We start from the raw sequence: 13,585 nt of genomic DNA on the forward strand, positions 1-13,585 counted from the left end.
TGGCAGGTGCTTGGGACATGTGCAGCATCACTCTTCAAGCAGGGCACGCAGCATCCAGGCGGTCTGCTCATGCACGGTCAGGCGCTGGGTCAGCAGGTCGGCCGTGGGCTCGTCGCTGGCTTTGTCGGCCAGCGGGAAGAGGCTGCGCGCCGTGCGTGCCACGGCTTCATGGCCTGCCACCAGGATGCGCACCATCTCCAGGGCCTTGGGCGGATCGTGGGGCACGTCGGCCAGGCTGGTGAGCTTGCCGAAGTCGGCATAGGAGCCCGGTGCGAAATGGCCCAGGGCGCGGATGCGCTCGGCGATGGGATCAACGGCGTTCCACAGTTCCGTGTACTGCCCCATGAACATGGTGTGCAGTGTGTTGAACATCGGGCCCGTGACGTTCCAGTGGAAGTTGTGCGTTGTCAGATAGAGCGTGTAGGTGTCGGCCAGCAGGGCCGACAGGCCCTTGGAGATGGCGGCACGGTCCTTGTCGCTGATGCCGATGTGGATGGCGCTGGAGCGCACGGACACCGGTGCGACATCGGCCGTCGCTGCCTGCACGGTCTTGGCGGCCTGCACGGCCTCTGGCTTCTTTGCACCGGACTTGTCTTTGCTGGCATTTTTGGCCATGGGATCCCTTTCAACTTCGTACGGATGGAATATGCCCCGGGCAGACCGCCCGGAGACCGAAAGCAACGATAACGCAAGCGCGGTGGCCCTGGAGGCACGGCCCGCGCAGCGGTGCAGTCATCAGGACAGGCGTTTGACGCCGGGCAAGGCGCAGGCGTAGACCGCGTTGCGCAGGGCGGCGATGGCCTCGTAGCGCGTGAAGCTGCGGCGCCAGGCCAGGACCACGCGGCGCGTGGGCGGGGCCGAGCCGTCGTCCTCGAGGATGGGCAGGTAGCGGATGTGCGGCTCGTCGGTCTTGCGGCGGCGCGCCGTGGTCTCCAGCGCATCGGCGGGCACGGACAGGCGCGGCACCAGGGTCACGCCCATGCCGGCGGCCACCATGTGCTTGATGGTCTCCAGCGACGAACCTTCGAAGGTGCGGCGAATGCCTTCGGCATTGCTGGCATAGCGTGCGAACTCGGGGCAGACCTGGAGCACATGGTCGCGGAAGCAGTGGCCCGAGCCCAGCAGCAGCATGGTCTCGTTCTTGAGATCGCTGGTGGAGACATGGTCCTTCTGGGCCAGCGCATGGGTGCTGGGCACGGCAGCCATGAAGGGCTCGTCATACAGCGGCGCCAGCGCCAGGCCGGTGTCGGGGAAGGGCTCGGCGACGATGGCGCAGTCGATCTCGCCCGTGCGCAGCATCTCCAGCAGCTTGATGGTGTAGTTCTCCTGCAGCATCAGCGGCATCTGCGGCGTGCGCAGAATGGAGTTGCGCACCAGATCGGGCAGCAGGTAGGGGCCGATGGTGTAGATCACGCCCAGCGTGAGCACGCCCGACAGCGGGTCCTTGCCGCGCTTGGCGATTTCCTTGATCTCGGCGGCCTGCTCCAGCACGCTTTGCGCCTGCCGGATGATCTCCTCTCCCAGCGACGTGACCGACACTTCGCCGGCGCTGCGCTCGAAGAGCTTGACATCGAGCTCCTCCTCCAGCTTTTTGATCGCCACGGACAACGTGGGCTGGGACACATAACAGGCTTCGGCGGCGCGGCCAAAATGCTTTTCACGTGCCACGGCCACGATGTATTTGAGTTCGGTAAGTGTCATTGGCGAGCTGTGTCTGGGAGGGAACCTCGGGAAATACGATGGTCTTAGACCTGGAACCTGGGCCGAAACCTTTGTGCAACCAGGCCTTGCGGCCCGGTTGCCGGGGTGCTCCCCTCAAAAGTTCCTGTGCAGACTCTAGGATTTGTCCTATTTCGATTGTGCCAGTCCTCGTCCACGCATGACCACTGCGCGCTCCCCGACCTGCCGGCTTTTTGCATTTATCCACCTAGTGCAGCGGCCGGCGCATCCGGTCGCGCTGCTGCATGAGCTGGTCCATGCCTATCAATGCTGCCAGGCCTATGGCCACGATCACGGTAAAGACGGGAAGGTCCAAAGCGCTGATCACGGCAAAACCTTGCGGCCGAGCATACCGCTGTGTCTCGGAAATGCATACAAAGTCTGCTGCGGCCATGCCCGTGTAATGCATGGAGCATACTGCCGCCCCCATCACGGCAGCCGCCAGCGCCCGCATGCCCAGCGAGCCGGTGCGAAACGACAGCCAAAGAGCGGCGCTGGCCGCCACCACGGCAATGGCCACGGACAGCACCACGGTGGGAACGGACCAGACGATGAAGCCCGGAAAGCGCATGCCGTACATGCCCAGGTAATGCATGAAGGCCACGCCCAGGCCCAGCAGGGTGCCGGCGCCCAGCACGCGCAACCCGCTTTCGGGCCGCCGCGCGACAAAGGCCAGCGCCACCGAGGTCGCAGCGACGGCAGCCACCAGGGACACCAGGGTTTCGACCATGGAGTAGCCCGAGCCCATGCCCAGGTTCAGCGCCAGCATGCCCGTGAAATGCATGGACCACACGCCTATGCCGCCCAGCGCCGTGCCGGCCGCCAGCAGATTCAGCCAGCTGATTCCCGTGCGCCCGCGGATGCGCTGTGCCGCCGTGAGGGCCACGAAGGAGCCCAGCACGGCAATGCCATAGGACAGGGCCACCAGGCCCATGCGCCAGGAGGTCTCGACGAGTTCATTCGCTTGAACGGCTTCATTCATGTGGACGGCTCCTCATTCTCAGAAAGATGGGACAACACAAGAGTGATCACGGCCGTCCTCCCCGTGGGGAAGCGTGGGGAGGAGTGGCAGGCCATCCCCTCCCGGATGGACCTACCCTGTTTTTTGCGACTCAATGTACCAAAATGTCACAAATACTCAATGCCGTCGCCGCGCGCAGATGTCACCGCCAGGACCGCATGAAGCGCTCCCTACCGACAGCTACAACGCACACGCAAACCTTGCCTGGCGCGGGCTGCAGGCCTGCGGAGCAGGCCGCCACCGGGCAGCGCCCGTGCGCGTAAAAATACGTAACAGAAACATCCCGCAAGCGGGGGCCGGCCCATCAGGCCTTGAGGAATTCGGCCTTGCCGCCCAACCAGCGGTCCACATGCCGCTGGGCCAGTTGCGGGTGCTGCTCCAGCATGCGAGGCGCCAGCTCGCGGGCCCAGTCGAGCAGCATCAGGTCCTGCTCCAGATCGGCAAAGCGCAGCATGGGAGCGCCTGATTGGCGCGCACCCAGGAATTCGCCCGGACCGCGAATCTCCAGGTCGCGCCGCGCGATCTCGAAGCCGTCGTTGGTTTCGGCCATGGCACGCAGCCGGTCCTTGGCCGTCTCGCCCAGGCGGCCGCTGTCTCCCACCGAATACAGCAGCACGCAGGCCGAAGCTGCAGCGCCCCGTCCCACGCGCCCGCGCAGCTGGTGCAGCTGCGACAGGCCAAAGCGCTCCGCATGCTCGATCACCATGAGCGAAGCGTTGGGCACATCCACGCCCACTTCGATCACCGTGGTGGAGACCAGCACGCCCATGACGCCGGCCGAGAACAGCTCCATCACCGCCTTCTTCTCGGCCGTGGGCATGCGCGAATGCAGCAGGCCGACCATGACATCGGGCAGCATCTCGCTGAGGTAGGCGTGGGTGGCCGTGGCGTTGGACAGGTCCAGCGCCTCGCTTTCCTCGATCAGCGGACACACCCAGTAGACCTGGCGCCCCTGGGCGACCTGGGCGCCGATGCGTTCGATGACTTCGTCCTTGCGGCTGTCGGCAATGAGCTTGGTGACGATGGGCGTACGCCCAGGCGGCAGCTCGTCGATGGTGGAGACATCCAGGTCGGCGTAGTAGCTCATGGCCAGGGTGCGCGGGATCGGGGTGGCGCTCATCATCAGCAGATGGGGCTCCATGCCCGAGGCTGCGAGTTTCTGGCGCAGCGCCAGCCGCTGGGCCACGCCGAAGCGGTGCTGCTCGTCGATGACGGCCAGCGCCAGGTTCTTGAACTCCACCTGGTCCTGGATGACGGCATGCGTGCCCACCACCAGGGCCGCCTCGCCGCTGCGGACCAGCTCCAGCATGGCGGTGCGCTCCTTCTTCTTCTGCGCGCCGGCCAGCCAGGCCACGCGCTTGCCCAGCGGAGCCAGCAGCGGCTCCAGCCAGCCGACCAGCTTGCCGAAATGCTGCTCGGCCAGGATTTCGGTGGGCGCCATCAGCGCGCACTGCCAGCCGGCCTCGATGCAGGCCACGGCCGACAGCGCCGCCACCACCGTCTTGCCCGATCCCACATCGCCCTGCAGCAGCCGGTGCATGGGCATGCGGCGCTCCATGTCGGCGAGGATCTCGCCCACCACGCGCTGCTGGGCACCGGTCAGGCCAAAGGGCAACTGGTCGAGAAACTGGCGCGCCAGTCCCTGGGCGCTGTCCATGGGCAATGCGCGCAGCACGGGCGCCCTGAGCCGCGCGCGCTCGCGCTTGGCCTCGTATTGCGACAGTTGCTGGGCCAGCAGTTCCTCGGCCTTCAGGCGCTGCCAGGCCGGATGCGAATGGTCTTCCAGCGTGGCCAGGGCCACATCGGGCGTGGGATGGTGCAGGAACTGCAGCGCGTCACGCAGGCTGAACAGCGGCGGCAGCCCGCCGTTGCCGTGGAAATGGGCCACGGGCGGGTGCTCTCCTGCGGGCAGCGTATCGGAGAGGTCGGCCCGCAGCATCGCCGTGGCCGCTGCGCGGCGGATATAGGCCTGGGGCAGTCCTGCCGCCACCGGATAGACGGGCGTGAGCGCCGTGGGCAGATCCCCCCCGGCCGCGCGGAACGCGGGGTGCAGCATCTGCCGTCCCCAGAAGCCGCCCTTGACCTCGCCGCGTATGCGCAGCCGCGCGCCCACGGACAGGGTTTTCTGGTGCGAAGGGTAGAAGCTGAAGAAGGTCAGCACGCATTCGGCCGTGCCGTCGTCCACCGTGACCTTGAGCATGCGGCGAGGGCGCAGCTGCACTTCGCTGTGGGTGACCGTGGCCTCGATCTGCACCGTATCGCCTTCGCGCGCATTGCGCAGCGCGGTGATGCGGGTCTCGTCCTCATAGCGCAGCGGCAGGTGCAGCGCAAGGTCGATGTCGCGCACCAGGCCCATTTTCTGCAGCGCCTTCTGCGCGGGACTGGCGGCAGGCCTGGCGGCGGGCTGTGCAGGCGAGGCGGCCTTGTCGCCCGAAGTGGCCGAGGCCTTGCCGGCCTTCCTGGCGCCGCCCTTGCCTGCGCCAGCCTTTGCCTTGCCGGCGCGCGCGGCCTTGCCACCAGGGGCGTCGCGCCCCAGGTCGGGAAAGGCAGAGGAGACGTTCAGGGGCATGGGCTTTCCTGTTTCAGAACATGCGCATTGGCTTGCAGCATAGTGTATGAATATACAGGTGTAGGCAACACGCCACGTTCATGCCGGCCGGCCCTGCCCAAAGCACCCTTGACGCCCCGGGTCTCTGGGGAAGCCGCTACCATGCACGCTGACGTTACGTAGTGTTACCCCGCCACCGAATGCCATGTTGAAGCGTATCAATGTCCAGCATGTCACTCTGGGCATGTTCCTGCACGAGTTCTGCGGCTCCTGGATGGAGCATCCCTTTTGGCGAACCCGTTTCCTGCTTCGCTCCGAGGCCGATCTCCAGCGTCTGCGCGCCACCTCCATCCAGGAAGTCTGGATCGATGTGCGCAAAGGCCTGGACGTGGGCGTGCAGGTGCCCTGCCTGCGCTTCGACCCGCAGGACGAGCTTCGCCACCAGATCCCCGACAACGCCCGCCCTGCGTCCGAGCAGAGCACGGCCCCCATCTCCACCGCCACCGAGCTGCGCCGCGCGGCCCAGACCTGCGCCCAGGCCAGGCAATTGCTGAGCCGCCTGTTCAGCGATGCGCGGCTGGGCCGGCCCGTGGACGCCTCGGCCGCCGGACAGCTGGTGGACGATGTGACGGCCTCCGTTGCACGCAATCCCCATGCGCTGATCGGCCTGGCCCGCCTGAAGACCGCCGACGACTACACCTACATGCACAGTCTGGCCGTGTGCGCGCTGATGGTGGCCCTGGCCAAGCGCATGGGCCTGGACGACCACAGCCTGCGCAAGGCCGGCATGGCCGGCCTCATGCACGATCTGGGCAAGACCGCCATTCCGGTGACCGTGCTCAACAAGCCCGGCCCGCTGGACGACGCCGAATGGGCGCTGATGCGCGCCCATCCACGCCACGGCGAGCAGCTGCTGCGCCCGCTGGGCCTGGACGACGAGGTCATCGATGCCTGCCTGCACCACCATGAAAAGGTGGACGGCAGCGGCTACCCCGACGGGCTGCAGCAGGGCGACATCGGCCTGCTGGCGCGCATGACGGCGATCTGCGACGTCTACGATGCCATCACCTCGGACCGGCCCTACAAGAAGGGCTGGCCGCCTTCGGAGGCGCTGCGTCGCATGGCCGAGTGGAGTCCGCGCCATTTCGACAAGCGGCTGTTCGAGCAGTTCGTGCAGACCGTGGGCATCTACCCGCTGGGCTCGCTGGTGCGCCTGCATTCGCAGCGTCTGGCGGTGGTGGTCGATGCCTCGCCGGCCAGCCTGCTGGCGCCGCGCGTCAAGGTCTTCTATTCGCTGCGCCAGTCCTGCCGCATCACGCCGGAGATCGAGGACCTGTCCGAAAGCCAGGGCAACGACCGCATCATCGCGCGCGAAGACCCTGCGGACTGGGACTTCCCCGATCTGGAATCGCTGTGGCTGGAGTTCGAGCGCCAGCCCCAGGCCGCCATGGCCAGGTGACCACCGGCAATTCCGGGGATGACCCCAGGGTTTGCGACAATTGCCAGCTTCCGTTCAACGAACTTGGAACGGGCCATGTCCGGCCCTCAAGCACTGCATGTCCTCCCTGTCCCGTGTGTTCTCGCTCAGCGATTTCGACTTCGAGCTTCCCGAGAAGCTGATTGCCCAGCATCCTGCCGCCCAGCGCAGTGCCTCGCGCCTGCTCGACGGCCGCGACGATGCCAACCCGCCCGCCGACCGCATCTTCCACGAGCTGCCCGATCTGCTGCAGCCCGGCGACCTGCTGGTGTTCAACGACACGCGCGTGATCAAGGCGCGCATCTTCGGCGAGAAGGCCAGCGGCGGCCGGCTGGAGCTGCTGGTCGAGCGCGTACTGGAAGGCAACGACGTCGTGGCCCACATGCGCGTCAGCAAGAAACCCCTGCCCGGCTCGCGCATCCACCTGTGCGGCGGCAAGAACGGTGGCGGCTTCGACGCCGTGCTGCGTGGCCGCTGGCCCGACGAGAACGGCTCGCTGTTCCACCTGAGCTTTGAAGGCCCGCGCGGCGAGACGCCCCATGAGCTGATGGAGCGCTTCGGCCATCTGCCGCTGCCGCCCTACATCGAGCGCCACCAGGAAACCGGCAACGACCCCGATGCCGCCGAAGACAGCGAGCGCTACCAGACCGTCTTCGCGGCCCGCCCCGGCGCCGTGGCCGCACCCACGGCCGCCCTGCACTTCGACGACGCCGTGCTGGCCCGCCTGGCCGAGCGCGGCATCGAACGCGCCAGCGTCACGCTGCACGTGGGCGCCGGCACCTTCCAGCCCGTGAAGACCGAGAACCTGGCCGACCACCAGATGCACAGCGAGTGGTACGAAATCCCGCTGGCCACCCTGGCCGCGCTGGAACGCTGCCGCCAGCGCGGCGGCCGCATCATCGCCGTGGGCACGACCACGGTGCGCACGCTGGAGTCCTGGGCCCAGACGGGCAACTTCTCAGGCGATACGCGCATCTTCATCACACCGGGCTTCGAGTACCAGGTGGTCGATCTGCTGATCACCAACTTCCACCTGCCCAAGAGCACGCTGATGATGCTGGTCAGCGCCTTCGCCGGCTACGAGCAGGTGATGGCGCTGTACCGCCATGCGATCGCGCAGGAGTACCGCTTCTTCAGCTATGGCGACTCCATGCTGTTGAAGAAGAAAAGCACCCCCTGAGCGGCTGGCTTAGGCCCTTGCTTGGTGTCCCTCGCCTCAGGCCGCGCCAAGCCCGAAACGCCGCATGTTCAGCCAAAGTAATGGCAGAGCCTGCGGCCCTTGACCTCGTGCACGCTGACGGGGATGCCGTAGAGGGTGCTGAGGACCTCGTCCTGCACGACCTCGGCCGGCGTGCCCGCCACGGCCAGGCGGCCGTCCTTGAGCGCGATGATGTGGTCGGCGTAGCAGGAGGCGAAGTTGATGTCGTGCAGCACCATGACCACGGTCTTGCCGCGTTCGGTGACGGCGCGGCGCAGCAGGCCCATCATGCTGACGGCATGGGCCATGTCCAGGTTGTTCAGCGGCTCGTCCAGCAGGATGAAAGGCGTGTCCTGGCACAGCACCATGGCGATGTAGGCGCGCTGGCGCTGGCCGCCTGACAACTCGTCGAGAAAGCGCTCGGCCAGCGGCGTGAGCTGCAGGTACTCCAGCGCCTCGTCCACATGGCGCACATCCTCGGGGCCCAGCCGGCCCTTGCTGTGCGGAAAGCGGCCGAAGCCCACCAGGTCGCGCACCGTCAGGCGCAGCGTGCTCTGGTTGTCCTGGCGCAGGATGGCCATGATGCGCGCCAGCGCCTCGGTGGGCGTGGTGGCCACGTCGCGGCCAGCCACCAACACTTGGCCTTCCGTGATCGGCATGAGGCGGCTGACCAGGGACAGCAGCGTGGATTTGCCGGCCCCGTTGGGGCCGATGATGGCCGTCAGCGCCCGCTCGGGCACGTTGAAGTTGAGCTCCTGCAGCACGGTCGTGCCGCCATGGCGCTTGAGCAGATCACGCACCTCGATCATTGGGTCCCCTTGCGCATGAGCAGCACGATGAAGACGATTCCACCCAGGAACTCCACCACGATGCTCAGCACGGTATTGAATTGAAAAAGCTGCTCCAGCAGCACCTGGCCGCCCATGAGCAGCACGCAGCCCCAGAGCACGGCCGCAGGCAGCACCCAGGCATGGCGGCGCGTGCCCATGGCGTGATACGCCATGTTGCTGACCAGCAGACCGAAGAAGATGACAGGCCCGACCAGGGCCGTGGACACGGCCACCATGCAGGCCACCACGGCCAGCAGCCGCAGCACGCGGCCATCGTAGTCCAGGCCCAGGCCGATGGCGGCATCGCGCCCCAGCGAGATCACGTCCAGCACGTGGCGCTGGCGCCAGATCCAGGCGCTGCCCAGCGCGATCAGCAGCAGCGACGGCACCAGCAGTTGCAGGTTCACCGCGTTGAAGTTGGCGAACATGCGGTCCTGCAGCGCCGTGAACTCATTGGGATCGAGCACGCGCATGGCCAGCCCCGCCAGGCTGCGAAAGAAGATGCCACCCACCATGCCCACCAGCAGCATCAGGTGCAGGCTGCTGGCATGGCCCACGAAGAGCCAGCGCATCAGCAGCACGCTGAAGCCCACCATCAGCACGATGTTGAGCGCATAGCGCCCGACCTCGCCCATGGCGGACACGCCTGCCGCGCCCAGCATCAGCACCATGGCCGCCTGCACGAACAGGTACAGCGCATCCAGCCCCATCACCGAAGGCGTGAGGATGGTGTTGTGCGACACGGTCTGGAACACCACGGTGGACAGGCCGATGGCGCAGGCCACCAGGGCCATGGTCAGCACCTTGGCGCCCCGGTGCTCCAGCACGAAGGCCCAGTCGGTCCTGACGCCCACGGTCATGAAGGCCAGCAGGCACAGCAGCGCCAGCCCTCCCAGCAGCGCCAGGCGTCGGCCCCGGCCCCAACTGCGCGCAGACGGATCGGCGCAAGCAACGGATTGCGGCAGGCTGCTCATGCTCGGTCCTTGCGGCGGCGCAGGATGAGCGCCAGGAACAAGGCACTGCCCAGCACGCCCAGCACGGTGCCCACGGGGATTTCATAGGGCGCGATCAGCATGCGCCCGACCAGATCGCACAGCAGGGTCAGGCCCGCGCCGATCAGCGCCACCCACAGCACGCTGCGGCGGACGTTGTCACCCAGGACCAGGCGCACCACGTTGGGCACGATCAGTCCCACAAAGGGAAGGCTGCCGGCCGTGACCACCACGGCGGAAGTGGCCACGGCCACCACCACCAGCCCCTGCCAGACCAGGCGCCGGTAGTTCAGGCCCAGATTGGTGGCAAAGCTCTCGCCCAGGCCGGCGACGGTGAAGCGGTCGGCCGCCAGGCAGGCCAGGGCGGTGACACCCAGCGACAGCCACAGCAACTCGTAGCGGCCCTGAACCACCAGCGAGAAATCGCCGTTGGACCAGGACTTGAGCGCCTGCATCATGTCGAACTGCAGCGCCACGAAGCTGCCCGCAGCCTCCAGCACGCCGGCCAGCACCAGGCCGACCAGGGGCACCATCCACGACGAGCGCAGCCGGATGCGCGAGAGCACGGCCAGGAACAGCGCCGTGCCCAGCAGTGCCGCCACGGCCGAGATGCCCATCTTGGCCATCACCGGCCAGTCCGGCACCCAGAGGAACGCGGCCAGCATGCCCAGGCTGGCCGACTCCACCGTGCCCACGGTGGAAGGCTCCACGAAATGGTTGCGCGCCAGCATCTGCATGAGCAGTCCGCAGACCGCCATGGATGCGCCGGCCAGCACCAGGGCCAGGGTGCGCGGCACGCGGCTGTAGACCAGCACCTGGCTGGCCAGGTCGTCCTCGCTGCGCGACCACAGCACGCTCCAGTGCATGTCGCCCGCGCCCACCATCAGGCTGGCCAGCGACAGCGCCAGCAGCAGGCCCAGCGCGAAAAGCCAGGCAAGGGCCTGGCGAGAGGGGCGTGACATGGGCACGGCGTGCGCGGTGGCGACAGGCGGGCTCAACGCTTTGGCGTCATGTGCGGGCAAAGGCATCCGACAGTTGCTGGATATTGGCCTTCAGCGCGCCCGGCCCGGCGTTGGACAGGGTGTACCAGTTGGCTGCGTTCAGATAGACCACCTGCTTGCCGCGCCAGGCCTTGGTGGCGCGCACCAGCGGGTTGTCCAGGAGTTGCTGGGCGGTCTTGCCATCCTGGCCGATGGCCACGTCGCGGTCGATGACGAACAGCCAGTCGGGATTGGTCTTGAGCAGGAACTCGAAGGAGACCACCTGCCCATGGCGCGCCACCGTCAGGTTGTCGATGGCCGGCTTCACGCCGAACACATCGTGCAGCATGCCGAAGCGCGAGCCCGGACCGTAGGCGCTGAGCTTGCCGCCCGAGGTCAGCAGCACCAGCCCCTTGCCCGCGTTCTGCGCCTTGCCATGCAGCGCGGCGATGGCCTGCTCCACGGCCCGGACCTCGGCCTCGGCCTTGTCCTGCAGGCCGTAGACGGCGCCCAGCGTGCGGATGTTGCGGTAGATATCGGCCATCTGGTGCTGGTCGCTGACGCTCAGGTCCAGCACGGGGGCGAAGCGCGACAGCTCCTTGTACTTGGCCTCGGAGCGGCCGCCCACGATGATGAGGTCGGGCGACAGCGCCTTGACGGCCTCGTAGTCGGGCTCGAACAGGCTGCCGATGCGTGCGTATTTCGCATCGGCATAGCGGTCCAGCAGCGGCGGCATCTTGAACTCGGGCACGCCACGCACCTCGCCGCCCAGCGCCTGCAGCGTGTCCAGCGCCGCCAGCTCGAACACCAGCACGCGCACGGGCTTGAAGGGCACCTGGACCTCGCCCTTGGCGTGCGGCACGGTCACGGTCTTGCCGACCGCTGCCGTCTGCGCATGGGCCATGGACAGTGCCAGAGGCAGCGTGACCAGCATGCCCGCGCCCTGGCCCATCGTCGCCAGGATGTGGCGCCGGGAATGATTTGCATTCAAGGTGTTCATTCTTTCAATGATTGCTGTATCGCCAGGAAGTTCAAACATTGGCCTTGGCGGCCTCAGGGAAGTGCGGGCGTGCTGTCCGGCATGCGCTCGCAGGCCGGCAGGCCCTGGGCAAAGCGCCCGGGGTTGAGCAGGGCCACCAGGCCGCAGGCCAGCGATCCCTGCCATTGCAGGTAGTCATGGCTGGTTTCATGCTCGGCCTGCGTGACCTCGTAGCCCTTGGCGCGCAGCACGTCGGCCAGGTGGCGGTTGGTTTCCAGGATGCCGTCCTGCCCGCCGCGTGCACGCTCGTAGCGGCCTGCATCCAGATAGAAGCGCACGGGCTGGCGCGGCTCCTGGGCATAGCGGCGCTGCACCCAGCCCGGCACCTCGCCGGCCGGCGACCACCAGAACGATCCCGACATGCTCAGCACATTGCCGAACCAGCGCGCATTGACCAGGCCCGCATAGGCCGAGGCCAAGCCGCCGAAGCTGGAGCCGCCGATCACCGTGCGCGCCGCAGGCTGGCCCAGGCCCTGCTCCCCCACCCAGGGCATCAGCTCCTCATCCAGAAAGCGCGCGAAGGCGGTGTTGGGCGGCAATTCCCTGCCGCGTGCCTGCGGGCTGGCGTTGTCCACCAGCACCACGGCCGTGGGCGGGATCAGGCCGTCGGCCATGAGGTTGTCGATGAGGGTGGGCGTGGACACCTGCTTTGCATAGGCATTGCCGTCGAACAGCACCAGCAGCGCCTCGGGCGCTTGGCCGCCTGCCGGGCGGTAGGTCCAGACATTGCGGCTGTTGCCCAGCACGCGGCTGGACAGGCGGTGCTGCACCAGCGCCCCCTGGGCCACGCCCGCGCGCGGCACCACCCAGGGCTGGGGCGGCGCCTTGGGCAGCTCCAGCACGGAGGCGCCCTGGAAGACATCGATGAAGCCGCCCTCGGGCGGCTGCGGGAAGGTCTTGGGATTGAGCGGATCGCGCTGCGCCGTGGCCAGCAGGGCGCGGCGCTGCTCCATGGCCGAGCCTTCGATCAGCGGCACATCGGGCGCCAGCCGGTAGCTGAGCCTGGCGTTGTCCGCCATGCGGAAGCTGGCCCACCAGACATCGCTGCCGGGCAGATGCTGCAGCGGATCATGGTTGCCGGCCGGGCTGCCGAACAGGCGCACGCCCTGCATGCCCGCACGCGGCTGGCCGCGCCATAGGAAGGTGACCAGGGAGTGCCCCTCGGACAGGGGCTCGACCATGGGTGTTCCTTCCTCCTGCACGCGCCGCCAGAAGGCGTCGGCAGCCACACCAGCACCCGCGCCGCGCTGGATTGCCTGCGCCAGAGCCCGCAGCCGCGGGCTTTGCAGTGCCGGAGGCTCGGAGGTGGCCGAGGCCTTGTTGCCGGCAGGCGCCAGGCTGGAGGTCAGCCGCAGCGCGAAGCGCCCCGCTTCTTGCGCCTCACCGCCGGAACCGGGGTCAGCCAGGGCCACACGCCTGGCCACCAGCCGCTGCCGTCCGGCTCCCTCCGTGACCCACATCAGCGACTGGGCGCCGCCATCAGGCCTGGCCAGGCGGCGCAGGTGCCGGCCCTGGACATCCTCCAGGTCCAGGGCCACGCCCTGCCCCTCGAATTCACCCTGGACCACATGGCCGGCGGGCAGATCGACGCGCCAGGACTCGCGCCCACCGGCAGCCAGAACCCCTGTGGCCGCCTGGCCCGGCGCCAGCGTGCCCGACCGTGCGGCCAGGGCCTGCCGCGATGCGGTTGCCGTCATGTCTTCAGCGGCATGGACGGCTGCGCCCAGCAGGCACAGCAGCGAGGCGGCCAGGCACAGGCCTTGTCGTGCAGCTTGTGCCAT

At 67.7% G+C, this 13,585-nt stretch carries 11 protein-coding genes; 2 read left to right on the plus strand and 9 right to left on the minus strand.

Going from position 1 to position 13,585, the window contains the following annotated elements; translation table 11 throughout:
• Positions 1-27: 27 nt before the first annotated feature.
• The 4 genes from U6958_RS31405 to recG form a co-directional block, all read right to left on the minus strand.
• A complete protein-coding gene (locus tag U6958_RS31405) occupies positions 28-615 on the minus strand; it encodes a Dps family protein (protein ID WP_016449155.1) in 588 nt (195 codons plus the stop codon).
• A 120-nt stretch (positions 616-735) separates the two neighbouring features.
• On the minus strand, positions 736-1,701 hold the full coding sequence (locus U6958_RS31410; protein WP_016449154.1) for a LysR substrate-binding domain-containing protein: 966 nt from the start codon (positions 1,699-1,701) through the stop codon (positions 736-738).
• Between the two features lie 226 nt (positions 1,702-1,927).
• On the minus strand, positions 1,928-2,701 hold the full coding sequence (locus U6958_RS31415; RefSeq protein WP_043789162.1) for an MHYT domain-containing protein: 774 nt from the start codon (positions 2,699-2,701) through the stop codon (positions 1,928-1,930).
• A gap of 343 nt (positions 2,702-3,044) precedes the next feature.
• Positions 3,045-5,309, minus strand: a complete 2,265-nt coding sequence (recG, locus tag U6958_RS31420) for an ATP-dependent DNA helicase RecG (RefSeq protein ID WP_074920816.1) — start codon at positions 5,307-5,309, stop codon at positions 3,045-3,047.
• Positions 5,310-5,493: 184 nt separating this feature from the next.
• Here recG and U6958_RS31425 point away from each other — a divergent pair, with 184 nt between their 5' ends.
• Entirely contained in the window at positions 5,494-6,747 is a 1,254-nt protein-coding gene (locus tag U6958_RS31425; RefSeq protein WP_016449151.1) for an HD-GYP domain-containing protein, read from the plus strand.
• Positions 6,748-6,844: 97 nt separating this feature from the next.
• Positions 6,845-7,945, plus strand: coding sequence for a tRNA preQ1(34) S-adenosylmethionine ribosyltransferase-isomerase QueA (queA, locus tag U6958_RS31430; RefSeq protein WP_074920818.1), 1,101 nt, complete (start codon positions 6,845-6,847; stop codon positions 7,943-7,945).
• A gap of 68 nt (positions 7,946-8,013) precedes the next feature.
• Here queA and U6958_RS31435 read toward each other — a convergent pair whose 3' ends face one another.
• Genes U6958_RS31435 through U6958_RS31455 form a run of 5 tightly spaced genes read right to left on the minus strand, consistent with a single transcriptional unit; the run spans position 8,014 to position 13,585 of the window.
• Entirely contained in the window at positions 8,014-8,772 is a 759-nt protein-coding gene (locus tag U6958_RS31435) for an ABC transporter ATP-binding protein (protein ID WP_034363473.1), read from the minus strand.
• Positions 8,769-9,767, minus strand: coding sequence for an iron chelate uptake ABC transporter family permease subunit (locus U6958_RS31440; RefSeq protein ID WP_016449148.1), 999 nt, complete (start codon positions 9,765-9,767; stop codon positions 8,769-8,771). The genes U6958_RS31435 and U6958_RS31440 overlap by 4 nt, the downstream gene beginning before the upstream one ends.
• On the minus strand, positions 9,764-10,747 hold the full coding sequence (locus U6958_RS31445; RefSeq protein ID WP_074920928.1) for an ABC transporter permease: 984 nt from the start codon (positions 10,745-10,747) through the stop codon (positions 9,764-9,766). The genes U6958_RS31440 and U6958_RS31445 overlap by 4 nt, the downstream gene beginning before the upstream one ends.
• 46 nt (positions 10,748-10,793) lie before the next feature.
• Positions 10,794-11,804, minus strand: coding sequence for a siderophore ABC transporter substrate-binding protein (locus U6958_RS31450; protein ID WP_074920821.1), 1,011 nt, complete (start codon positions 11,802-11,804; stop codon positions 10,794-10,796).
• 14 nt (positions 11,805-11,818) lie between these two features.
• Positions 11,819-13,585, minus strand: coding sequence for an enterochelin esterase domain-containing protein (locus U6958_RS31455; RefSeq protein WP_074920823.1), 1,767 nt, complete (start codon positions 13,583-13,585; stop codon positions 11,819-11,821).

The sequence above is a fragment of the Delftia lacustris genome, from assembly GCF_040267515.1.
GTDB classification, from domain to species: Bacteria; Pseudomonadota; Gammaproteobacteria; order Burkholderiales; family Burkholderiaceae_C; genus Comamonas; species Comamonas tsuruhatensis.

What these genes read in the sequence shown, in the direction of transcription:
- U6958_RS31405 (WP_016449155.1), bottom strand. Translation starts at nt 615, where the DNA reads ATGGCCAAAAATGCCAGCAAAGACAAGTCCGGTGCAAAGAAGCCAGAG.
- U6958_RS31410 (WP_016449154.1), bottom strand. Translation starts at nt 1,701, where the DNA reads ATGACACTTACCGAACTCAAATACATCGTGGCCGTGGCACGTGAAAAG.
- U6958_RS31415 (WP_043789162.1), bottom strand. Translation starts at nt 2,701, where the DNA reads ATGAATGAAGCCGTTCAAGCGAATGAACTCGTCGAGACCTCCTGGCGC.
- recG (WP_074920816.1), bottom strand. Translation starts at nt 5,309, where the DNA reads ATGCCCCTGAACGTCTCCTCTGCCTTTCCCGACCTGGGGCGCGACGCC.
- U6958_RS31425 (WP_016449151.1), top strand. Translation starts at nt 5,494, where the DNA reads ATGTTGAAGCGTATCAATGTCCAGCATGTCACTCTGGGCATGTTCCTG.
- queA (WP_074920818.1), top strand. Translation starts at nt 6,845, where the DNA reads ATGTCCTCCCTGTCCCGTGTGTTCTCGCTCAGCGATTTCGACTTCGAG.
- U6958_RS31435 (WP_034363473.1), bottom strand. Translation starts at nt 8,772, where the DNA reads ATGATCGAGGTGCGTGATCTGCTCAAGCGCCATGGCGGCACGACCGTG.
- U6958_RS31440 (WP_016449148.1), bottom strand. Translation starts at nt 9,767, where the DNA reads ATGAGCAGCCTGCCGCAATCCGTTGCTTGCGCCGATCCGTCTGCGCGC.
- U6958_RS31445 (WP_074920928.1), bottom strand. Translation starts at nt 10,747, where the DNA reads ATGTCACGCCCCTCTCGCCAGGCCCTTGCCTGGCTTTTCGCGCTGGGC.
- U6958_RS31450 (WP_074920821.1), bottom strand. Translation starts at nt 11,804, where the DNA reads ATGTTTGAACTTCCTGGCGATACAGCAATCATTGAAAGAATGAACACC.
- U6958_RS31455 (WP_074920823.1), bottom strand. Translation starts at nt 13,585, where the DNA reads ATGGCACAAGCTGCACGACAAGGCCTGTGCCTGGCCGCCTCGCTGCTG.